We start from the raw sequence: 22849 nt of genomic DNA, 5'->3' as shown, positions 1-22849 counted from the left end.
CGCTGACTGCGATACCCGAATATTAGCCGGGAAAGTGGGTCGAAACACTTCCCGGTTTTTTTGTTTACAGGTGTAGTATAATACGCCCTGCGGGTATGCTATCTGTGGCTTAACGCTGTCGGTGTATTGCTTTCATCATAGGTGTTTTTAGTGGTTAATAATAGATGTATAATTGATATTGATTTTTGGCTGGTTAATTAATTCACTATAATTCTCTTCCCTTCTATACCCACATCTACGCCGGTATATTTTAACATGTTCAACAGTTCGGATGCTTTAACATTGCGGGCTATGCGGCCGGTAAATTCGCGCTTTGGTATTTGCCCTTTATAAACAACATCCACATCGTACCAGCGCGATGCCTGGCGTAAAATAACATCGATACCGGCATCCCTAAATTGAAATATGCCGTTCTTCCAGGCTACCTCATCGTCTACATCAACATCGGTAACTACTTTAGTGTTACCTGTGGCATTTACCTGCGCCTGCTCGCCGGGTTTTAGCCGGTTGGTAGCATTACCGGTTGTAATATTTACCGAACCCTCCAGCAGGGTAGTTTTCATCAGGCTTTCATCGCTGTAATCCATTACATTAAAGTGGGTGCCCAAAACCTCAATTTGTGCGCGGCTCGTTTTTACCCTAAAGGGCATAGCCGCATTTTTAGTCACTTCAAAATAGGCTTCGCCGGTAATTTCAACCTGGCGCAGGCTGCCCGTAAAGCGGGTAGGGAATTTTAACGTCGATGCCGCATTTAGCCACACCCGCGTGCCATCGGGCAGCACAACCTGGTATTGGCCGCCGCGTGGCGTTGCAATGGTGTTTATAGTAGGCATAGCGGCATCGGCCATACCGGCAATATTGTAAACCAATTGCCCATCCGCCGTTTTGCTAACTACAGCACCGCCTTGTTTGGCAAGGGTGCCATTTTTGGCATTATTAAGCGTAATGGTTTGCCCGTTGGCAAGGGTTAAAATGGCTTTATCGCCACCGGGCAGTGCATCGTGCAAAACAGGTTTTGCCTTAGCTATTTTTTTTTGAACGGGCTGTTCGCCGTCTCCTAAAAAATGGTAAGCGCCAAAGCCTAAAAATACCAGCACCGCAGCTGCGGCAGATATTTTTAACCACAAAAAAAGGGTGTTGTTACGGTTTATATTTATTGGTGCGCTTTCGGCCTTTAATATATTATTTAGCAGTTCATCAGTTTTTTGGGCATCAAACAAAGGGGCGTCAATGTGCAGGCTCTCCCAGGCATCGCGTATCAGGTTTGATAGCTGTTTGTCGCTTTCGCCCGCGGCTATAATTTTAAAAAGTTCATCGCGCTCCTGCGGCGTTGCTGTTTTGTTATAATAGCAATTAAAAAGGTACGATAACCTAAGCCGCGATGTTTCCATTTAATAAAGAAGTTTCAATAATTGGTAGTGTACAAAGCCTTTAGGGGGCTTTTGTTAGTATGACACCAAAATCTGTGAAAAAGGGGGTATAGGCTTTTTAATTTTTTTAAAAAAGTGTAAAAAGCATTAATAGCAGCAGCGTAACATCAATATTAGCTTGTACAAAATTGGTTATGGAGTGGGTGGCGCCCTGTAAGTATTTTTTAACAGTTTCGCGCGATAGGCCCATCTGTGTAGCTATCTCGTCGTACTTCAATCGGTTGTGGCGGCTTAGCAGGTAAACCTTTTGCTGTTGTGGCGGCAGGTGGTCAATGGCTTCATCGAGCAGGGTGTAGTAGTCGGGGCTGTCATTCCCGTCAGTTGCGGGTTGCAGGGCCAGTATGTTGTCTTCTACGGTTATTTGGTGCATGCGCTCTTTAGCCAGTTTACGCAGGCAGTTTAGGGCATGGTTTTTTGAAATGACAAACAGATAAGCTTTAAAGTTTTGTACCGCTGTAAGCGTTTCGCGGTTAAGCCATATCTTTAAAAAAATATCCTGCACCACCTCTTCGGCCAACTCGGCAGATTCGGTAATACGATAGATATGCATACCCAAATGCTGATGGTAGGCATTAAAAAGATCGCTAAAAGAATGTTCGTCTCCGGAAGCTACCCGCAAGAGCAACTCCCGTTCACATGGTAAAACCGGGCTAAACATAGGTAGTGTTTGGTAACACTAAGTAATGGAAAAAATATTTTCGCTGCAAGCTATTATTGCTCAAATGTTAAAAAAATATCACTTTGTGTTAATATTACACAATTTAAATTGCCTGATTATTAATGTTTTATAATGTAAGTAAATAAGAGTAAACCATAACGTTTAACAGCAAAAAAGTTAATAATAGCTTAACCTTAGTTACCTTTATGCCTTATAGTTTTGCAAAAAATCAAAATTAACAAATGCCAAACCTTACTAAAGTAAACGCCCTATTGCTGGGCTTGCTATTTACCGCTACTGTTACCATTGCGCAAACCAAAGTTAAAAAGGCGCTATTTATTATTGCCGATGGCATACCCGCCGACGTGATAGAGAAAGTGCCAACCCCAAACCTTAATGCTATAGCGGCTCAGGGCGCTTACCTGCGTGCCCACGTAGGCGGCGAAAAGGACGGCTATTCACAAACGCCAACCATATCGGCAGTAGGGTACAACAGCCTGCTTACCGGTACATGGGTAAATAAGCATAACGTATGGGATAACGATATAGCTGCCCCTAATTACAATTACCCAACCATTTTTAGGCTATTTAAAAACCAATATCCTAATAAAAAGATAGCAGTTTACTCCAGTTGGTTAGATAATCGTACAAAGCTGGTAGGCGATAGCCTGGCGCAAACCAACCGCCTGCATGTAGATTACCATGCCGACGGATATGAGTTGGACACCATCAATTTTAAACACGACCGCGAAAGCGCCTATATGCACCGTATTGATGAGCAGGTGATTGCCAAGGCTGCCGAAGGTATAAAAGCAAATGCGCCCGACCTTACCTGGGTGTATTTAGAATATACCGATGATATGGGCCACCGTTATGGCGATAGCCCCCAATACTATACCGCTATTGAAATGATGGACAAACAGGTTGGCAAAATATGGGAAGCTATACAATATCGCCAGAAGAAGTTTAATGAAGAGTGGATGATATTTATCACTACAGACCACGGCCGCAGTGAGAAAGACGGTAGAGGGCACGGCGGCCAAAGCACCAGGCAACGATCTACCTGGATGGTGACCAACGCCAAGGGTCTGAACACTTACGAGAAATACTATTACCCCGGTATTGTAGATATTATGCCTACTATAGCCCGGTTTATGAATGTTAGCATACCTGCCGCACAGGCGCGTGAAATAGATGGTACCCCGCTCACCGGCCTTGTATCGGTTGCCGAACCTAAAGCCAACCTTATACAAGGTAATTTAGACATAAGCTGGAAAGCATTGAACAAAGGCGAAACCCTAAAAATATGGGTAGCTGCTACCAATAATGTTAAAGAGGGCAAGCCTGATACTTATCAGCTATTGGCCGAAGTGCCTGCTGATAAAGAGCATGCTTTGGTATCGGTAAAAGAAATGCCATCGCAGTTTTACAAGATAAGTATAGAGGGTAAATACAACACCGTTAACCGCTGGATAGTACCCGAAACCAAGAAATAATAAAGGGAAATTTAGATTTGACAACTTTTAAAAGTTGTCAAATCTATTGAACTCATTAATCAAACTTTGCGGCTATAGTTTGCTCACATAGGCCGAAGGATAGCGTCATACCGTTGCCACCAAGTCCGTTGATGATGGTAACCCCGGGTTCGGCTTCTACCACTACTTCGGTTTGGCCTTTGGTCATTTTTGAGTAGATACCATGCCACGTTTGTATCACCTGCTCATTTTTTAAGCGTGTAAATGTTTGCAGGTATTTTAATATCATTTGGTTAATAAAGTCTTTATCGAATGGGTCGTGTACCAGGCCGTATTCGTGCGAGTCGCCTACGGTAAGCTCGCCTGTTGGGTTTTGCGATACCATTACATGTATACCCCATTTTAAGTGTTCTGCGTATTCATGCTCGTAGCGCTTGCGTAATGCTGGCAATGACGGTGCCGCCTGGAAGCCAGGGTAATGTATCATACTTAAGCTGCCGCAAAGCGATGGGCCAATACGCCAGTTACCCGGCTGTGCCACCATGCGCAGCATTTGCAGCTTACATTTTGTAATATCCAGAGATGCAAATAGTTCGGGGTAAAGGGTTTCAAATTCAACGCCGCTGCAAATAAATACCTCGTCGGCCTGCCAGGTGCGGCTGCCCGATGTAACCCTTGTTCCTTCAACCTTGCTGATAGCTGTATTCCAGTGAAATTCTACACCGTGCTTTTCGGCTAAGTGTTGTGCCACTAAAGCGATGGCCGCACGGGCCTCTACTATCATTTCGGTACCGCTCCACAAAGCGCCCTTCAAACCATCGGGATTTACAGCCGGCGACTTTTGTAAGGCTTGTTGCGGTGTAAGTAAGTCACAATCACGCAGACTACGGTTAATATCGGCGTATTGCTCCATTACGTGTAGCTCATCATCATGATAGGCCAGGTGCATAGATCCTACCTCGTCGTGCCAGATGCCCGCTTCTGCGCAGGTTTGTTTCCATATACTGCGCGATAACATGGCGCGTTCAAACAATGGCCCTGTAGGTTGCCCAATGGGCCAAACCATGCCAAAATTGCGTATAGATGCGCCTACGGCACGTTCGTTGCGTTCAAATACGGTTACTTTAAATCCCCTTAAAGCAAGGGCGCGTGCGGTGGCCAGGCCAACAATACCCGCGCCAATTACAATGGCTGATTTGCTCATATAACAGAAAGTTTTAGCTCTGCTTCGCTAACTGGTTTTTTGCGTGCAGCTTGTAAAAAGTAAAATAACGATAAGGTGCAGCAAATGCCGCCAACAACGGCAACTACTATTACACCTTCTTTAAAAAAATCGGCCCAGCTTATATTGGGGCGGCCAAGTTCTTTTATCAGCAATACGCCCACACTGCCCAAATAGCCAACAGAATCGGCTACGTATATTAAAAAGCCAACGTTGCTTTTGTAATGAAAGGTGGCTATCATCCGCTCAAAAAATATGGCGTTGTAAGGTACATAACCCAGGTAAAGGCCAAGGCCGGCCAGCGTCATCCAGGTAATGGGGTCAATAAGTTTTAACGAGAATAGCACCGTTCCCCCGCCTACCATCAGGCAACCGGCAATTATCATGATATGGATGAGGCTAAATGCAAGTACATTCCGTTTTACCAGTATCAGCAAGCTCATGGCTACTAATACAATAATAGATATACGTGTATCTATGCGGGTGTAAATGCCCCTGTCTTTAATACCCAGGCTGTTCCATATCTCTACATTAAAATTATCCCTGATGTCGCGCATTACAGTTAGCAAAACGTAAATAATTAGGGTTAATATAATACCCGGCAAAAAGCGGGTGAGGAACTGTTTGCGTTCGGTACCGTTCATGGGGCTGCGTTCGGTACGTAATAATTTATCTTCGAGCGTTTGCGGTGGCATCAGCTCTAAAAAGAAAACGAACAAGATTAGCGGCAATATAAACAGCGCCCCTGTTAAAAAGGGCATGTTATATTCGCTTACATGGTATACCTGTATAAGGGTTTGGCCAACCGTTTTTACAAAACCCGAACCAAATATAAAGCTGATAGACAGCACTGCCGCCATAAATTCTGTAGATCGGCGGCCCTCTAAATAACCAAATACCAAGCCCCATATTAAGCCAAGCGGAAAGCCGTTTATAAACAGAAATACAATATTGTAAGGCGCAGGCACAAATGCAAAACCCAGCAAAGCCAGCCATGATATACCCACCAGCATAATAATGGTTAGGCCGCGCTTTGTTCCCTTAATTTCGGATATAAAGCGGATGCCATAGAATTTGCTTAGCATATAACCCATTATCTGGGCTATAACAAGCCAAACCTTATAATCTACATGCCAGTACTGGTCACCGGCAAAGGTACCCGCCGTAAATGCCTTGCGGAATGCATACATTGAGGTATAGGCACCAAATGCAGCTATACCTGCCATGGTAGAAATAACCGCATAGGGCCATTTGGCTACGCTTGCCTTTAGTTTATGGGTGAGTTGCATGGCACATTAGTTAATAATGCTTAATACCTCGGCTATATCATCAATAATATGCGTTGGCTTATAGGGCTCCAGTTCGGCGCGGGTAAAGGCACCGGTGGTGACCGCAATTACATATTTACAGCCTGCATTTTGTCCTTCGCGCACGTCAACCTCGGTATCGCCAACTTTGGCTACTTCCTGCGGGTCGGTAATACCTGCTTCGGCCATCATGCGGTTTATCATGGTAGGGTCGGGGCGGCCATGCTCTACCTCGTCAGATCCTATCAGGTAATCAAATATACCTTTTTGGCGCCATTGCATACAGTCTACAATGGTATCGGCTATTACGCGCGAAAAACCTGTGTTAATGCCTATTTTAATACCGGCGTTGCGCAGTGCAAGCATAGTTTCTTCGGCATGTGGCAAAGCAACCAGGGCAGGGGTTTGCTGGTAATGTTTTACCATAAGGCTAATAAATTCCTTATGTATATTGCTTATCAATTCAGGGGTTATTTTGCTGCTGTCGGTCTCTTTTAAGTGCAGCATTTTGGTAATGGCTACCTTTTTTTCATACCCCATAAGCGGGTTCACCATCTCGGTAGGTACATTATAGCCATATTTTTCTAAGGCAGCTTTAAAGGTATTAGTTACCTCATCTTCGTCTTTGACCGTTGTGCCGGCCATATCAAAAACAATAAGTTTAATAGGCATTTTAATTAGATTTATGTTTAGCAATATTAAACTTTGTTTATTAATAATAAACTAAATTTAGGTTAAGATTAGTTTAACATTCACTCATTTTTCTCAAAGAAATATATTACCAGCATACTTGCCTTTGTTTTACCATTGTTTTTTGGCGTGTGCGGTATACGCCCATCAAACAGCATTGAGTCCCCCTGATTTAACGTATACACCTGTTCGCCAAATTGGTAGTCAACGCTTCCGGCTAATATATATTTGTATTCAAAAGCTTCGGTTTGTACCTGTGGCCGGTGCGCATCTGGCTCCAGTTCAAGTATCACAATATCAACCGTCGATTTTTTTATCGACTGCGTAAAAATGCGCTGGTAATGAAAACCTTCGGCATGTTCTTTTTCAAAGTGATGGTACTCGGCCTGGCGGCGAATGATGAGCGGGAAATTGCTGCCGCCTGATTGTATATCTTTAAAGAATACGTTCATATCAATTTCAAGCGCCCTGATAATATCTATAAGTACAATAAGCGATGGTATGGTGCGGCTGTTTTCTATCTGCGAAATAAGCCCTTTGCTCACGTTAGCCCTTGAGGCAAGTTCTTGTACGGTGATGTTTTTTTCGCGCCGGCGGTCTTTTATTCGGTTACTGATCTGTATCAGTACATCATCTTCCATCTAAAGTATATATTGGTTGAACGCCGGAAAAGTAGAGAATAATTTTAAGCCCGGCAAGGCATTTAACCAAGTTTAACGTAGTTGTAAATTATATGATGTAAATTTAATTTTATGATAATATTGGAACGTTTAATTTGGAGTAACGATTTATAGCTATGCCTTTACCTGTACATACCCCCGAAGAAATTGCCGACGAAGTTTTTGGTTTATACGAACAACATGGCGATGAAGATTATATTGGCGAGCCGGTATCGCAGCTGGAGCATATGGCACAGGCCGCCGCACTTGCCGAAGCCGAGGGCTATGATGACGAGGTAATATTAGCCGCCTTTTTTCATGATATTGGACACCTGTGCGCCGCCGGTGCCGAAGTAGGCAGCATGGATGGTATGGGAAATGTTGACCACGAAAAATTGGGTGCAGACTATTTATTGGATATGGGTTTTTCGGCAAGGGTAGCTACGTTGGTACAAAGCCATGTGGTTGCCAAACGCTACCTTACCTTTAAACATCCGGATTATTACGAGAAATTGTCACCGGCCAGCAGAGTAACCTTAGGCTTTCAGGGTGGGGTGATGAGTGCCGATGAAGCTGCCGCTTTTGAGGCTAACCCGGATAAAGATCTGATCATCCGTTTTCGTTATTGGGACGATGAGGCTAAGCTGCAAAATATCCCTGTTAACAATGTAGCGCATTTAAAGGCTATGGCCGTTGCGCATTTGCGCCGTAACCTATAGCTGTTATGTGGCAATGTTAAATTAGTTTAACTACAGCATGGTTTTATTATTACCCTTTAACTTACCGCTTAATACTAAGTACACAAAGGTTTAAAGTTTACATAACCTAAACTTAGTTTATAAATAATAAACAAACTTTACTATTGCTGCTGAATAAAATCAACTTTCACAATTAGATTTTTAAAAGCAGATGAAACAAATTTACCCTAATTTAAAACGGCTCACATTTATTATAATGTGCTGCCTATCGCCCATCTTTTTGTTTGCCCAAACAAAAATTACAGGAACTGTAAATGATGAGACCAAACAACCCTTACCAGGTGTAAGTGTAATGTTGAAAGGTACCACCCAGGGTACTACAACAGATGTTTACGGGCGCTTTATTATTAATGCAAGCCCTGGCCAGGTATTGGTTTTCCGTTTTATTGGCTTTGCCGATCAGGAAGCAGTTGTAGGCAACGGAACATCAATGGTGGTTAACCTTAAAGGCGATAGCAAAACACTTAATGAGGTGGTTGTAACCGCCCTTGGTGTTAAAAAAGAAACCCGCCGCGTTGGTTATGCAGTATCTACCGTTAACGGCGAGGATCTGACCCTGGCACGCGACCCTAACCCTATAACAGGTTTAGTTGGTAAAGTGGCCGGTTTATCAGTAGGTCCATCGGCGGAGTTATTAGGAACACCTAACGTAAGCATACGTGGTAACAGCATATCATTATATGTTGTGGATGGTTTCCCTATTAACACCGATACCTATAACATCAGCCCTGATGATATAGAAACTTATACCGTGTTAAAAGGCCCTGCTGCAGCGGCGTTATACGGTAACCGCGCATCATACGGTGCTATTTTAATTACTACCAAAAAAGGCAACAAAGCAAAAAAAGGCTTAACTATTGATCTTAACAGCAGTACGGTTGTTAACGCAGGTTTCTTAGCTTTCCCACGCACACAAAAATCATACGGTGGTGGCGAGAATACTTTTTACGAGTTTGTTGATGGTAAAGGTGGCGCACCGGGTGGTGTCGATTCGGATTATGACGTATGGGGCCCGTTCTTTAACGGCCAGTTGATACCACAATACGATAGCCCGGTTATTAACGGCGTTCGTCAGGGTACACCTTATGTTGCCCGTGGTGCAAACAACCTTAAAAACTTTTTACGTACAGGTTATCAAACCAACAACAACGTTGCTTTAACTGCAAACGGCGATAACTATACCGTTCGCTTTTCGGCTTCGCAACAACACCAAAACAGCTATATACCCAATCAGTACCTGGATATAGCTAATGCTAACATGTACGCTTCATTTAGCCCTAATCCACGTTGGAAATTTGAAGGTAACTTAAACTTTAACCGTCAGACTACCGATAACTTTCCTGACGTGCAATATGGTCCTAACAGTTTAATATACAACATTGCTGTTTGGACAGGTGCCGACTGGGATGTTAACGCGCCTGATATTAAAGCTATCTGGAAACCGGGTCAGGAAGGGATACAATCGGTATTTGCCGAGTACACCCGTTACCATAACCCATGGTTAATGGTTGAAAAATGGACCCGTGGCCATTACAAAAATGATGTTTACGGTTATTTATCTGGTAACTACAAGATCAATAATCACTTAAACGCAACTTTACGTTCGCAAATTGATACTTATAACATTTTACGTACCGAAAAAATGCCGTTCTCGGCTCACCCATACGGTCGTGAAGGTAACGAGGGAGATTATCGCGAAGACAGACGTGACCTGTTTGACCACAACACCGAGTTGATGTTGAACTATGATTACACTGTTAAAAAATTCCTTAACCTATCTGGTTTAATAGGTGGCAACATGCGTAACCTTACCTATAACTCAAGCTGGGCTTCAACAGATTATTTGAACGTTCCGGAGGTGTATGCCTTCAGTAACTCAAAAAACCCTGTACAGGCAACCAGCTTTAACTCTGGTATGCGCGTATTAAGTGCTTACTACTCGTTAGATGCTTCATTTGGTAAATATGCTACTATATCAAGCACAGGCCGTATAGATAAATCATCGGCTTTCCAGGTGCCAACCACTTATTATTATCCAAGTTTATCGGTAGCTACTGTAATATCTGATTACATTAAATTACCTGAAACCATCTCTTTCTTAAAAGCAAGGGGTTCATTCTCTAACATCCGTTCGGATGCTACTGCCACAACTATTGGCCCCGCTCCGTTTAGTTCAATAACAGTATACGGTGGTGGTACTGGTGCATCGTTATATAACAACCCGCTTGGTTATGGTAACACTTACCTGTCGCCATATAATGGCCCGGATTACTCGTTAAATACTTCTTACTCTACAAGTAAACCATACAATAGCCAAACTGCAGGTTACGCTACCGATTATTTATACCAAAACGGTATTAAAACATCAACCCGTGTAAACTACGAAGAAGGTTTTGATATCAAATTCTTACAAAATCGTTTAGGCTTAAGTGCTACAGCTTTCCAGTATATTGATGGACCGAGGATATTGCCAAATGCCATATCAACTTCTACCGGTTATACTGTTGAGTACATTAACGCTTTAAAAACCAAGAAAACAGGTTACGAAGGATCGTTACAAGGCACCCCTGTGAAAGACCTTAGCGGCTTTAGCTGGAATGTATTATTAAACATTGCTACTTACAAAGAGGTGTATAAAGAATTGCCTCCGGGCCAGGATACCTATGCTACCTTCTTTAAAGCAGGTGACCGTACCGATAAGTTATACGGTAGTGCATTTGTACGCACACCTGATGGCAAAATTATAAACGATGCTGCGGGTAAACCACTGATTAACCCGGTTGCGCAGTTTTTAGGTAACGAAAGCGCCAACTATACCTGGAGTGTTTATAACAAATTCCAATACAAGAAATTAAGCTTAGGCGTACAGTTTGATGGATCGGTAGGTGGTGTAATTGTAGACTATATGCACAACAAAACTATGCGTGGTGGTGCTAATGCCGAAACTGCCGAAGGTGCATTGGGTGCAGCGCGCTACCAGGATTGGTTAAACTTTGGTAAAGCCGGGTACAACGGATCATATGTTGGCGAAGGTGTAACTATATCTAACGGTACAGCTATTAACTACGATTCTAAAACAGGTGCGGTATTAAACTACAGCGATCTGCAATACAAAAACAACACACAAACTGCTTTTGTACAAGATTACGCAAGTAAATACTACAATGCCGATGAAGCAAACTTAATGAGCAAAACCTACACCAAATTACGCGAGGTAACATTAGGGTTTGATTTCCCAAAAACATTCCTGCGTAAAACATTCATTCAAAAAGCTTCAGTTTCTGTTTACGGTCGTAACTTATTGTATTTCTACAAGGATAAACGCTTTAAAGATGTTGACCTTGACCAATACAACTATGCTGCCCGTTCAACAGGTTTGCAATCGCCAACGATTCGCAGCTACGGCCTTAACTTAAATGTATCATTCTAAAAACTGATAAGCAGTATCATCATGAAAAAGATATTTATCACCTATATATTACCGGTAGCCATGCTACTAACGGTAACCAGTTGTAAAAAAAGCTTCGAAGAGCTTAGCTTAAATACCAACAAACCCAATAGTGTACCCGCATCATTACTATTTAACGGTGTGCTTAACAAATTGGTAGATCAGCCTGACGGCTCAAAAGAGATTTATAGCCAGTATTTCCTATATAACTACGATTATTACGGAAATAACAGGTACGATTTTGGTAGCGGCGACGATTATTACACCACCCTTAAAAACGTTTTAGCTATGGAAGACCAGGCTGTAAAAGGTGGTGCGGCAGCAGTAAACCCTTATAGCGCTTTAGGTAAATTCTTCCGTGCATATTTCTTTAGCCAAATGACATTAGAGATGGGCGATATACCAATGAGCCAGGCTTTAAAAGGCATTGACAATTTGGAGCCTGCTTATGATACCCAAAAGGCGGTAATGCAGCAATCATTAACCTGGTTAGAAGACGCCAATACAGATCTGGCTGCTTTAATTACCAAAGGCGATGCAACGTTGGCCGGCGATATTTATTACAATAACGACCTTGCAAAGTGGCGCAAGGCGGTAAATGCCTTACACTTGCGTTTACTTGTAGAGCTAAGCAAAAAAGCATCAGACGCTGATTTAAAAGTAACCAGCCAATTTGCAGCTATAGTAGGTAACCCTACTAAATACCCGGTGTTTGAAAGCTCAGCAGATAATTTGCAATATGTGTATGTTACGCCTAACAACTATTATCCTTCAAACCCAAATAACTTTGGTCAAAACGGATCGCGTAAAAACATGTCATCAACCTATGTTGGTTTGCTTACATCTTTAAAAGATCCGCGTGTGTTTGTTACTGCCGAGCCGGCTCGCGACCTTGTAGACAACAAAAAGCAAAGCGCTACAGATTTTGCATCATTCGTAGGTGCCGACCCGGGTTTAGATTTAGGTATAATGTATAATAATGCAGGTTTGCAAAAATATTCATTCATCAACCGTAAGTTCTACTTCTCAACCTTCACAGGTGAGCCAACTATTATATTAGGTTATGCCGAACTGATGTTTAACATTGCCGAAGGTATTAACCGCGGCTGGGCCACAGGTAGTGCCGAAACGTTTTATACCAATGGTATAAAAGCATCTATGGCATCGTACGGTATACCGGCTACTGGTAGCTTTACTGCTTATTTTTACCGCCCGGGTTCAACAAACGTTCAGGCTTTGTCAAACTACGATACGTATACTATTAACACCAACTTTGCTACTTATTATGCTCAGCCAAGTGTTATTTATACAGCAGGCGCAACTGGTTTAACCCATATTTTACAACAAAAATACCTTGCCTTATTCAGGCATTCAGGTTTAGAGTCGTATTACACTTACCGCCGTACCGGCATCCCCAACTTTACAACCGGTACAGGTACAGGTAATGGTGGCCGTATAGCATTCCGTTTCCAATACCCTGATCCGGAAAGAAACGCAAATAGCGACAACTACAATAAGGCGTTGCAAGCCCAATTTGGTGGCAACGACGACATCAACGGTGTGATGTGGATACTTAAATAAAACAAACTAAACCATGTATGGCCGTTAGCAATAACGGCCATACTTTTTTAAACAAATATTTATGAAGAAACTATTTTTTGCGGCCCTTTTTGCAGCATCGGTTATACAGGCCAATGCCCAAACCCACCAAACAAAAAACCTGGTAGTAGTAACGCTTGATGGTATGCGCTGGCAGGAAGTTTTCCGCGGTGCCGATTCGGCTTTGGTTAACTCAAAATACACCAGCGATAAAGAAGACATCGCCAAACAATATTTAGCGGCCACTCCGCAGCAACGCCGTAAGGTACTGTTTCCGTTCTTATGGTCGGTAGTAAGTACCCAGGGGCAAATTTATGGTAACCGCGATTTAGGTAATAAAGATGAGTTGGCTAACCAATACCGCTTTTCGTACCCGGGTTATAACGAGATATTTACCGGTTTTCCGGATGTAAGGATGAACACAAACGATGCTATAACCAACCCTAACATGAATGTGTTGGAATACATTAACAAACAAAAAGGTTTTGAAGGTAAGGTTATCGCGTTTTCGTCGTGGGAGCGCTTTCCGCAAATTTTAAATGTTAACCGTTCGGGCCTGCCTGTTTATTCCGGCTATGCCGACCTTAAAAATACCGACGCTAACGCCCGTTTAAAATACCTGAACGAGTTGCAGCATAATGTGCCCCATTACCTGGGCGACAGCACCCGTTTAGATTTTATTACTTACGAATACACCAAAGAGTATTTAAAGCAATATAAACCACGGGTAATGTACATGGCTTTTGACGAGACTGATGACATGGCACATGCCGGTAATTACAAATTTTACCTTGAGCGTGCCCGCCAGGAAGACGGTTATATTAAAGCCTTATGGGATATGATACAAAGCGACCCATTCTATAAAGATAAAACCACTTTACTGATCACTTGCGACCATGGACGCGGCAATGTGCCTATGGATAAATGGCGCGACCATGGTGCCGACGTAGCAGGATCTGAACAAACCTGGTTTGCGGTTATTGGCCCCGACACCGCACCAACCGGCGAGGTTAATACACCAACTATAACTTATCACAAACAATTGGCACAAACCATGGCGCAATTGCTTGGCTTTGATTTTAAAGCCAATGCAGGCCACGAAGTGGGCGACGCTATAAAAACAGTTATTCAATAGTTATGAGTATTCGCTTTTTAATATTGCCGTTAATACTTTTTTTAACAGGGTTGGGCGTATATAAGCCTAACCCTGTTCCGGTATCCAGGCATCAATTTATTATTGCCGCGCACAGGGGTGATCATGTAATTTACCCCGAGAACACCCTTGAAGCGTACAATGCAGCTATAGGCAACGAGTGCGACTATGTAGAGATAGACCTGCGCACCACCAGCGATGGCGAATTGGTAAGTATGCACGATGCCACCGTAAACCGCATGACAGACGGTAAAGGCTTAATTAAGGATATGACCTTTGCCCAGCTGCAAAGCTTAAAAGTAAAAAGCAGCGATACTACCGATACAAGGGTATACCGCATCCCTACTTTTAAACAGATATTGGCGCTATGCAAAAATAAGATGAACATATACCTTGATTTTAAAGAGGCAGACCCTGCCTTAGCCTACCAAATGATAAAGAGTTACGGTATGGAAAAGCAAGTATTGGTTTATATAAATAGTACAGGCCAATTCACAGGCTGGCGCAAAGCGGCACCACTAATGCCGTTAATGCTTAGCCTGCCCGATAGTGTTAAAAGTGTGCCACAAATGCAAAGTTTTGTTAAGCAATACCAGCCCGATGTTTTGGATGGTAGCTACAAACAATACACCACCGAAATGGTAGCTTATGCCTGCGAAATAAAGCTGCCTGTTTGGCCGGATATACAAAGCAGGGGCGAGGGCCCTGCCGATTGGGATAAGGCCTTAGCAGCCGGCTTGCAGGGCTTGCAAACCGATCATCCTAAAGCGTTGGTGTCCTATTTAAAGTCGAAAGGATTAAGGTAAACTTGTTTGCCTTGTGCTTATATATTAGTAAATTACATCTACCAAAATTCCTGTTATATGAGTTCACGCAGAAAATTTATAGGCACGGGTTTAACCACTTTAACCGGTGTAATGCTGCTGCCCGCTGTTAATAGTTTTGCAGTTATTAATAATCAATATAAAACCAATAATGCTGCAAAGCCAAAACTGCGCTTTGCGCTGGCGTCTGATATACATTACGGCCAGCCGGGCACAGGTTTTGAAGAGCATACCGCCAACCTGATAAAATGGCTGAATGACGACCATGCCACCAATCACCTGGATATGATCATTATCAACGGCGATTTGGTGCATAACCGCCCGCGCTTGCTGCCCGAGCTGAAAACTCAGTATTTAGATAAGTTGAAAGCGCCTTATCAAACCATACCCGGCAACCACGATTTTGCCGACGCCGCTCTTTGGAAAAGCGTATTTGGCTATGAAGACCGTTATACCATTGAGCACGGCGACATTGCCTTTGTATTAGCGAACACTGCCGATACTAACGGCGACTATGTTTGCCCCGATAATAGTTTTATTAAGGCATCGCTGGACAAGTTTAGTGATAAAAGGATAGTGTTTGTGGTGTTGCATATACCGCCAATAAAGTGGCTAAAGGAAGAAGGCTTTTTAGATTGCCCCGAAACTGTAAAACTCTTGCATAGTTACCCAAATGTTAAGGCCGTGTTTCATGGGCACGATCATTTGTTGGATGGCGTACGCTATACCGATAAGCTGCCGCACTTTTTTGACTCGCATATTGGCGGCGATTGGGGTACCGATTATAGGGGTTACCGCATAGTTGAGGTGAACGAGCAGGACGAGATATTTACTTACCAGGTAAATGCCAGCCAAAATCCAAAAATAAATTCAAACAAATTATAATTTCGTACCTTATTCAACTGATAATGTAGCGTTAACAATTTTGTTAAACTGGTAGCGTAGCTTTAGGTAATCAAAAAAATCAGATATTATGGAAGTTGGATATAGTACACTTGATTTGGTAATGCTTGCCATTGCAGCATTTGTGGTTTGGGCTGCTATGCGTACACCTAAGCTAAAAAACATGGCCGATGATGCTGGTTTAAATTTAACTGATCAACCCGATGGCAACTCTGCCCATACGGTAGCGTCATAAGCCTTTCTTTGAGATTTTTATTTTGGACTATCCTGGTTTGTAATTCCCGGCAAGCGGTATGAGTAAAGTTAGGGTGGCGTTTTTTGCCGAAATTTTAACGGAAGACTTTGACGGTGCGGTGCGTACTATCTACCAGATCATTAACCGTATAGATAAGCACGAATTTGAGTACCTGTTTATTTACGGAGCCGGCCCCGCGCAAATAGCCGGGTTTAAAAGCCTCAAAGTACCTTCGGTCGCGCTGCCCTTTAATAGCCATTATAGTATTGCATTGCCGGCGTTGGCAAAAGCCAAATTAACAGCAACCTTAAATGAATTTCGGCCGGATGTGGTGCATGTATCCACGCCATCGTATTTAGGTAAGTTTGGGGTTAATTATGCTGCTAAAAAACACTTAAGGGTAATGACTATTTATCATACCCATTTTATATCCTATTTAGATTATTATTTAAAGTACGCGCCATTTTTAGTTAAATGGGCCAAAAAAATAATGGGACAAAGCCACCGGGTATTTTATAATAATTGCGATAAAGTGTATGTACCATCCGAAAGTTTGAAGGAGGAATTAGCTTCTATTGGCATCCTCTCCGCAAAAATGAAAATATGGAAAAGGGGAATAGACAATATACTGTTTAATCCTGCTAAAAAGGATGCACGTTTAATTCGGCAGTTAACAGGGAATAATCACCCTACCATACTTTTTGTGAGCCGCCTGGTTTGGGAGAAGAATTTAGAAACCCTTTTTGAGATATACGATAGCCTGCAAAACAGCCAGCCCAACCTTAATTTTTTAATAGTGGGCGATGGTATTGCCAAAAAAGCCTGCAAGGAACGTATGCCCAAAGCTATATTTGTTGGCCGTGCTGACCATAATTATCTGGCCGAATTGTATGCCTCATCTGATGTGTTTTTGTTTCCTTCAGTGTCCGAAACCTATGGCAACGTGGTAGCGGAAGCAATGGCATCGGGCCTGCCTTGTATAATTGCTGATGGTGGTGGGTCAAAAGATTTTATAATTCAGGGAGTAAACGGTTTTAAATGCGAGCCATACAAAGCCAGCGATTATAAAGAAAAGATAGAACAACTACTTTGTAACCGCCAGCTGCGCCATCAGTTTGTATGCCAGGGCCTACAATGCAGCAACCAGCTTACCTGGCACGAACTTGCCACGGTTTATTTTAATGATGTAACCCAAATGGCAAATAAAGCGGTGCTTGAATTAGCCTGAAATTATTTGTTCTTAATAATTATACTCTCTATTACCTTGGTGGCATCCTCACAGCGGTCGGTTGCTTTTTCAAGCGCGCCTAAAATTTCGGTGTATTTGATCAGTTCAACCGAGCTTTTTTCGTTTGCCATAATTAACGATACCGCTTTGCTGTAAACTGTATCGGCATAATGTTCCAGCTGCTTTATTTTATTACAAAGCGCACTTATGGCATCACTGTTTTTAAGGTTGTTTAATGCTTTAACAGAATAATCAAGTTCTATACTGGTTTCTAATACCAAACTCGACAGTTCCTTTATTGATGGGGTGATATGGTCAGACTGATACATATGTATACGACGTGATGCTACGTGTATATGGTCGCAAACACTGTTTAAGGCCGATGCCAGCGCATACATATCATTACGTGCAAACGGCGATATAAATGCTTTTGCCGAAGCCAGGTATACCTTATGCTTAACATCATTGCCCTGCAGTTTAAGGCGGTCTATTTGGTTAAACTGCATATTTTCTTCATGCTTACTTTCGCCGCTAACCGCTTTGTAAAGCAATTGCGACATTTCTACATTAATAGTAGAAGATTGATTAAATAAATTAAAGAATTGCTGATTTTTAGGTATAAACAACCCCCACACTCCTGCTGCCATATATGCTTTTTCTATTTGCATTAAAGCTAAGGCATTACTATTAAGCGGATGTTAACATATGTTTAAAGGTTTCACCAATGTGGTAAAAACAGTAGTTGCCTATTCCCAAAGATTTTATTTCAAAAGCATCTAATTATGCCTTTTTTATTAAAAAAATAAGCATTTTTACTAATCTGCAACCTGTTAATATTATATCCTGTAATACTAACAGTTGTAAATTTTGGGCTTGGTGCATTAGTTTTAACTATAGTGTTATAGTTGTATCAACGCCTTAAATAAATCTGGATGATTTGCTTATTGAATTAAATTGATGATGAGATTTTACTTGGGGTTAAATAGCTGCTGCATACTTTTTAGCCTGTTTTTTTTAGCCTGTAATCAGCCAAAAGCCAATAAAGCAACTCATCAAACAGTTTATATCCAAAATATTAATAAAAAATTCACCCTTTACCGTAACGGCAAACCCTTTTCAATAAAAGGCGGCGCAGGCTTTACACAATTAAAAAGCCTGCGACAGGCAGGCGGTAATACCATACGCACCTGGGACACCGCCCATTTGGCTGCTGTTTTAGACTCGGCACAAGCCAATAATTTGGCTGTGATAGTAGGCTTGCCCTTGCCTACAAACATTAACATGGATGAGTTTTACAACAACGACACCAAAACTGCCAAAACTGAAAAAGACTTTACCCAATTTGTAAATAAATATAAAAATCACCCCGCTGTTTTAGCCTGGTGCCTGGGTAACGAACTTCCTTTTCCGTACAAACCAAAGTACATTTGTTTTTATACCGTTTTTAATAACCTTGTTGATATGCTGCATCAGCAAGACCCCAACCACCCGGTTACTACAACGGTAATGAATGTGCAGAAGCAAAATATTATTAATATAAAGCTGCGTACCGATATTGATTTTATATCCTTTAATATTTTCGGCGCCATACAAACCTTTAAAGCCGATCTGGATAAGGTGGATTGGTGGTGGAGCGGCCCTTATTTAATTACTGAGTGGGGCATTGAAGGCCCATGGATAGCTGAAGAACAAAATGCCTGGGGCGCTTATGTAGAAAACAGCAGCACCAAAAAGGCCGAGCAGTATTTAGATACCTATAAAAAGTATATGCCGGTTAATGATAAGCGCTTTTTAGGTTCCATGGTGTTTTATTGGGGGCAAAAGCAGGAACTTACCCCCACATGGTTTAGCTTGTTTGATGAAAAGGGTAACAAAACTGAAGTGGTAAATGTAATGCAATATTTATGGACGGGTAAGCAAGCTATGATGCATGCGCCGTCTGTTAAGTTTATGCTATTAAACGATAAGGGAGCAAGAGATAATATATTATTAAAGCCCAACACTATTGCAAATGGTAAGCTTTATTTTAATAACGCTGATACGGCAAAGCTTACGTATAAATGGGAGCTATTACCCGAAGATTGGTATAAAATCAACGGGATATTCAGCAGGAAAAAGCCGAAAGAAATTAAGGGGGCCATTACAGCTAACAGTGGTACAAGCATTAGCTTTAAGGTGCCTGCAAATGAGGGCCCATATAGGCTGTACGTATACATTTATAACAATAATGGGTGTTATGCTACAAGTAATACACCTTTTTATGTAGTTAAAAATCCATGAAACCTGCACCAGTGAAGCAACCATCAGCAAAACAGCTTTTAATATTACGATCGATGATCGTGATAGGATTGGTTTGTATGGGCTTTTTTATGCAAAGCCTACTCGAAAAGGATGTGATGGGTTACCAGGCAATTTATTGGTTATTGATATCGACGTTTGTTTACACTTTCTTTAAGATCATATATGAGTGGTATCACTACTGGTCTATTAAAGTGCCTGTTGCCCCAACCTTAACCAGGCAATACACCGTTGATATCTTCACCACATTTTGCGCAGGCGAACCATACGAAATGATATTGGAAACGCTTACTGCGATACAGGCCATTACCTACCCGCATCAAAGCTATTTATGTGATGAGGCAAACGACCCTTACCTTAAAGAGGTATGCGCTAAATTAGGTGTGCACCATATTACCCGCATAAAAAAAATTAACGCCAAAGCGGGTAATATCAATAATGCCCTAAGCCAATCAACCGGCGAATTGTGCGTGGTGCTTGATCCGGATCATATACCTGCACCAAATTTCCTGGACCCTATTGTAGCACATTTTGATAATCCGGAAATTGGCTATGTGCAAATTGTACAGGCTTATTACAACCAGGATATAGGGTGGATAGCCAAAGGAGCAGCACAGCAAACCTACCATTTTTATGGCCCTATGATGATGTGCATGAACAGTTACGGAACGGTGCAGGCCATCGGGGCCAATTGCACCTTCCGCCGTACGGCTTTAGAGTCAATAGGGGGGCATGCGGCGGGCCTTGCCGAGGATATGCATACGGCCATGCAATTGCATGCAAAAAACTGGAAATCGGTTTACGTGCCCGAGGTATTGGCTAAAGGTTTGGTGCCTGCAACCTTATCGGCCTATTACAAGCAGCAGCTAAAATGGTCAAGGGGGGTGTTCGAGTTATTGGTAACATCATACATAAAGTTGTTTACAAAATTCACCTGGCGCCAAAAGCTTCATTATGGTTTATTGCCGCTGTTTTACCTTTCGGGTTTTGTGTTTTTGTTCAACTTTTTGATACCGGTTTTAGCCTTGTTTGGCGATGTATTCCCGCTGCGGATGGATTTTTCTGAGTTCCTGGTGATTAGCCTACCCTTTATAACTGCTGTAATAACAATAAGGCATTATGTGCAACGATGGGTGATGGAAGATAATGAGCGGGGCTTTCACCTGGTAGGCGGGCTGTTGCTGATAGGTACCTGGTGGGTGTTTATTTTAGGCTTTGTTTACACCTTAATAAGGCGCGATGTGCCTTATATAGCTACCCCGAAAGATGTAAAGGACGAAAAGAACCTCAAAAACAATATCCCCAATATTGTAGTGCTGGTGATTTCGTTATCGGCAATTATATACGGGCTATATAACGACTGGAACCCTTTTACATTTTTTATGGCGGGTATAGTTAGCTTAAACTGCTTGTTTATGGTGTTTATGCTGGTAGCCAGTTCCGAATTAAAGCTACAGGTGTATTTAGAAAAGCATCCTGCATTGCTGCGTATCGCTACCTATATCAAAAGTAAAAAAAGGCTTTTCTGGTTGTTCAGGCGAAAAATGTATACCGGCGTACGCGCTGTAGGTGCCATGTTATTGGTATTTATGGTATGCGTTAGTTTGTATGTATCTACTCATTCAGACGATTACTCGGGTATCAGTTCCGGTATTACCAATAATTTTTTTAAGTCGTTTGTCCCGGCTTCTTCAAAAAAGAAAGCTTTTGTTACCCGTAGTAATTCAAATACGCTTGCCATACACAAACTTTTATACCCTGCCGGAAATAACCAGTTTTTACATAACGATACTGCTATTAAAGCCGACTCGTTAAACGGATATAAGCAGTTATTATCGGCCCCTAAATATTGGGCAGGCACCCGAGGGATAATTTATGCAAAAGGGCAATATTGGTTTAAAAATATATACCCGCTTACTAAAAAGATCATCAATCATGATTTTACGGAAATGAAGCTGGCGGGCATTAATACGGTAAAAATATATGGCCCTAACGTATACGACTCATCTACTTTTGATGCGGCCGAAAAGCAGGGCCTTAAGATCAATTATAGCTTTTGGATACCCGATGCATCCAACTTTGTTAACGATGCCGATGATTTGGAAACCCTTGCTCAAAACATTGTTAAAACAGTGCGTGCGCACCGTGCCGAACAAAGTATTGATGCCTGGAATATTGGCAACACCAGCTTTCAGCAGTTAGATAGCTACTACAGTAAATCGCAATTATTGTATGCACGCTACAACTATATTAAATGGCTAAAGCGCCTGGTCAATGATATTAAAGCTGCCGATACACACCGTATAGTTACGGTAGATGTGTTATCATCTGCCACACTGGGCCAAACGGTAGCCATGTTGCACCAGCAAATACCCCAAATAGATGCTTTTGGCGTGGTGTTGAATAGCCGTTCGGCTATAAAATATTTGGCTGACGTAAATGCGCCTATATTTTTCAGTAACGTAAACCCCGAAGCGTTTACTGGCTCCGTTTTACCATCGGGCAGTATATTTTACGCCAACTGGCAAGATCAGCAGGCAGGTACCATGGTGTCGTTAAGCGGACTAAAGGATATTTTAGGTCGTAATAAGCCATATCTGCATAAAATTAGCCAGATGTGGAATGGTAAAGTCCCTGCCAATAACCTGCCTCAAATTAAGATATTACGGCCCGCGCTTACTACTACGGCAGGAGCATCGTTACCGTATAACGCGCTAATTTACGAGTACGGTAAATGGAACCTGGCTGCATACATAAATACCGGGCTTAACTTTGAATGGTACCTTGTACGTACCGATGATTACGGTAATGCGATAGCTATTAACCCTGTTGGTACCGGTGCCAGCTTACGCGTAAACATGCCTGCCGATGTACATAACTACAAATTGTATTTAATAGCTGCAAAAGATAATAACATTACAACCACAACCTCAATATTAAATATACCGCTAAAAAACTGATG

Annotated in this window: 17 protein-coding genes; 10 read left to right on the top strand and 7 right to left on the bottom strand. The window is 42.2% G+C overall.

Annotated elements, in window-relative coordinates:
* Positions 1 to 197: 197 nt before the first annotated feature.
* Both FFF34_008110 and FFF34_008105 read right to left on the bottom strand, forming a co-directional pair.
* Positions 198 to 1391 carry a DUF4974 domain-containing protein gene (locus tag FFF34_008110; GenBank protein ID TSD67345.1) on the bottom strand — a complete coding sequence of 398 codons (1194 nt, stop codon included), beginning with the start codon at positions 1389 to 1391 and terminating at the stop codon, positions 198 to 200.
* Positions 1392 to 1497: 106 nt separating this feature from the next.
* Positions 1498 to 2088, bottom strand: a complete 591-nt coding sequence (locus FFF34_008105; protein ID TSD67344.1) for a sigma-70 family RNA polymerase sigma factor — start codon at positions 2086 to 2088, stop codon at positions 1498 to 1500.
* A 242-nt stretch (positions 2089 to 2330) separates the two neighbouring features.
* Here FFF34_008105 and FFF34_008100 point away from each other — a divergent pair, with 242 nt between their 5' ends.
* A complete protein-coding gene (locus tag FFF34_008100; protein ID TSD67343.1) occupies positions 2331 to 3584 on the top strand; it encodes an alkaline phosphatase family protein in 1254 nt (417 codons plus the stop codon).
* A 55-nt stretch (positions 3585 to 3639) separates the two neighbouring features.
* On the opposite strand, the gene FFF34_008095 is transcribed toward FFF34_008100, so the two are convergent.
* The 4 genes from FFF34_008095 to FFF34_008080 form a co-directional block, all read right to left on the bottom strand.
* Entirely contained in the window at positions 3640 to 4767 is a 1128-nt protein-coding gene (locus FFF34_008095) for a TIGR03364 family FAD-dependent oxidoreductase (GenBank protein ID TSD67342.1), read from the bottom strand.
* Positions 4764 to 6074 (bottom strand): hypothetical protein, encoded by a 1311-nt coding sequence (locus FFF34_008090; GenBank protein TSD67341.1) that lies wholly within the window; start codon positions 6072 to 6074, stop codon positions 4764 to 4766. The genes FFF34_008095 and FFF34_008090 overlap by 4 nt, the downstream gene beginning before the upstream one ends.
* 6 nt (positions 6075 to 6080) lie before the next feature.
* On the bottom strand, positions 6081 to 6764 hold the full coding sequence (locus FFF34_008085; GenBank protein ID TSD67340.1) for an HAD-IA family hydrolase: 684 nt from the start codon (positions 6762 to 6764) through the stop codon (positions 6081 to 6083).
* Positions 6765 to 6844: 80 nt separating this feature from the next.
* Complete coding sequence (locus FFF34_008080; protein ID TSD67339.1) at positions 6845 to 7423, bottom strand: helix-turn-helix transcriptional regulator; 579 nt, start codon at positions 7421 to 7423, stop codon at positions 6845 to 6847.
* 155 nt (positions 7424 to 7578) lie between these two features.
* On the opposite strand from FFF34_008080, the gene FFF34_008075 reads away from it, so the two are divergent.
* From FFF34_008075 to FFF34_008045, 7 genes are all read left to right on the top strand, one after another.
* Positions 7579 to 8160 carry an HDIG domain-containing protein gene (locus FFF34_008075; GenBank protein ID TSD67338.1) on the top strand — a complete coding sequence of 194 codons (582 nt, stop codon included), beginning with the start codon at positions 7579 to 7581 and terminating at the stop codon, positions 8158 to 8160.
* Between the two features lie 190 nt (positions 8161 to 8350).
* The gene (locus FFF34_008070) at positions 8351 to 11629 is read left to right on the top strand and encodes a SusC/RagA family TonB-linked outer membrane protein (GenBank protein TSD67337.1); all 3279 of its coding nucleotides are present in this window, start codon (positions 8351 to 8353) and stop codon (positions 11627 to 11629) included.
* A gap of 21 nt (positions 11630 to 11650) precedes the next feature.
* A complete protein-coding gene (locus FFF34_008065) occupies positions 11651 to 13228 on the top strand; it encodes a SusD/RagB family nutrient-binding outer membrane lipoprotein (GenBank protein ID TSD67336.1) in 1578 nt (525 codons plus the stop codon).
* A 61-nt stretch (positions 13229 to 13289) separates the two neighbouring features.
* The gene (locus FFF34_008060) at positions 13290 to 14381 is read left to right on the top strand and encodes a phosphoglyceromutase (GenBank protein TSD67335.1); all 1092 of its coding nucleotides are present in this window, start codon (positions 13290 to 13292) and stop codon (positions 14379 to 14381) included.
* 2 nt (positions 14382 to 14383) lie between these two features.
* Entirely contained in the window at positions 14384 to 15205 is an 822-nt protein-coding gene (locus FFF34_008055) for a glycerophosphodiester phosphodiesterase family protein (GenBank protein ID TSD67334.1), read from the top strand.
* 57 nt (positions 15206 to 15262) lie between these two features.
* Entirely contained in the window at positions 15263 to 16108 is an 846-nt protein-coding gene (locus tag FFF34_008050; protein ID TSD67333.1) for a metallophosphoesterase, read from the top strand.
* 311 nt (positions 16109 to 16419) lie between these two features.
* Entirely contained in the window at positions 16420 to 17589 is a 1170-nt protein-coding gene (locus tag FFF34_008045) for a glycosyltransferase family 1 protein (GenBank protein TSD67332.1), read from the top strand.
* 2 nt (positions 17590 to 17591) lie between these two features.
* On the opposite strand, the gene FFF34_008040 is transcribed toward FFF34_008045, so the two are convergent.
* Positions 17592 to 18257 carry a DUF47 family protein gene (locus FFF34_008040; GenBank protein ID TSD67331.1) on the bottom strand — a complete coding sequence of 222 codons (666 nt, stop codon included), beginning with the start codon at positions 18255 to 18257 and terminating at the stop codon, positions 17592 to 17594.
* 289 nt (positions 18258 to 18546) lie between these two features.
* Between FFF34_008040 and FFF34_008035 the strand changes: the two genes are divergently transcribed.
* Complete coding sequence (locus tag FFF34_008035; protein ID TSD67330.1) at positions 18547 to 19869, top strand: hypothetical protein; 1323 nt, start codon at positions 18547 to 18549, stop codon at positions 19867 to 19869.
* Positions 19866 to 22847, top strand: a complete 2982-nt coding sequence (locus FFF34_008030; protein ID TSD67329.1) for a glycosyltransferase — start codon at positions 19866 to 19868, stop codon at positions 22845 to 22847. Before FFF34_008035 ends, FFF34_008030 begins: the two co-directional genes overlap by 4 nt.
* The last annotated feature ends 2 nt before the right edge of the window (positions 22848 to 22849 follow it).

Source organism: Inquilinus sp. KBS0705 (genome assembly GCA_005938025.2).
Classification (GTDB): Bacteria; Bacteroidota; Bacteroidia; order Sphingobacteriales; family Sphingobacteriaceae; genus Mucilaginibacter.
Note: the sequence above shows the minus strand (reverse complement) of the source record. Positions and strands in the feature narration are given on the sequence as shown.

What these genes read in the sequence shown, in the direction of transcription:
- FFF34_008110 (TSD67345.1), bottom strand. Translation starts at nt 1,391, where the DNA reads ATGGAAACATCGCGGCTTAGGTTATCGTACCTTTTTAATTGCTATTAT.
- FFF34_008105 (TSD67344.1), bottom strand. Translation starts at nt 2,088, where the DNA reads ATGTTTAGCCCGGTTTTACCATGTGAACGGGAGTTGCTCTTGCGGGTA.
- FFF34_008100 (TSD67343.1), top strand. Translation starts at nt 2,331, where the DNA reads ATGCCAAACCTTACTAAAGTAAACGCCCTATTGCTGGGCTTGCTATTT.
- FFF34_008095 (TSD67342.1), bottom strand. Translation starts at nt 4,767, where the DNA reads ATGAGCAAATCAGCCATTGTAATTGGCGCGGGTATTGTTGGCCTGGCC.
- FFF34_008090 (TSD67341.1), bottom strand. Translation starts at nt 6,074, where the DNA reads ATGCAACTCACCCATAAACTAAAGGCAAGCGTAGCCAAATGGCCCTAT.
- FFF34_008085 (TSD67340.1), bottom strand. Translation starts at nt 6,764, where the DNA reads ATGCCTATTAAACTTATTGTTTTTGATATGGCCGGCACAACGGTCAAA.
- FFF34_008080 (TSD67339.1), bottom strand. Translation starts at nt 7,423, where the DNA reads ATGGAAGATGATGTACTGATACAGATCAGTAACCGAATAAAAGACCGC.
- FFF34_008075 (TSD67338.1), top strand. Translation starts at nt 7,579, where the DNA reads ATGCCTTTACCTGTACATACCCCCGAAGAAATTGCCGACGAAGTTTTT.
- FFF34_008070 (TSD67337.1), top strand. Translation starts at nt 8,351, where the DNA reads ATGAAACAAATTTACCCTAATTTAAAACGGCTCACATTTATTATAATG.
- FFF34_008065 (TSD67336.1), top strand. Translation starts at nt 11,651, where the DNA reads ATGAAAAAGATATTTATCACCTATATATTACCGGTAGCCATGCTACTA.
- FFF34_008060 (TSD67335.1), top strand. Translation starts at nt 13,290, where the DNA reads ATGAAGAAACTATTTTTTGCGGCCCTTTTTGCAGCATCGGTTATACAG.
- FFF34_008055 (TSD67334.1), top strand. Translation starts at nt 14,384, where the DNA reads ATGAGTATTCGCTTTTTAATATTGCCGTTAATACTTTTTTTAACAGGG.
- FFF34_008050 (TSD67333.1), top strand. Translation starts at nt 15,263, where the DNA reads ATGAGTTCACGCAGAAAATTTATAGGCACGGGTTTAACCACTTTAACC.
- FFF34_008045 (TSD67332.1), top strand. Translation starts at nt 16,420, where the DNA reads ATGAGTAAAGTTAGGGTGGCGTTTTTTGCCGAAATTTTAACGGAAGAC.
- FFF34_008040 (TSD67331.1), bottom strand. Translation starts at nt 18,257, where the DNA reads ATGCAAATAGAAAAAGCATATATGGCAGCAGGAGTGTGGGGGTTGTTT.
- FFF34_008035 (TSD67330.1), top strand. Translation starts at nt 18,547, where the DNA reads ATGATGAGATTTTACTTGGGGTTAAATAGCTGCTGCATACTTTTTAGC.
- FFF34_008030 (TSD67329.1), top strand. Translation starts at nt 19,866, where the DNA reads ATGAAACCTGCACCAGTGAAGCAACCATCAGCAAAACAGCTTTTAATA.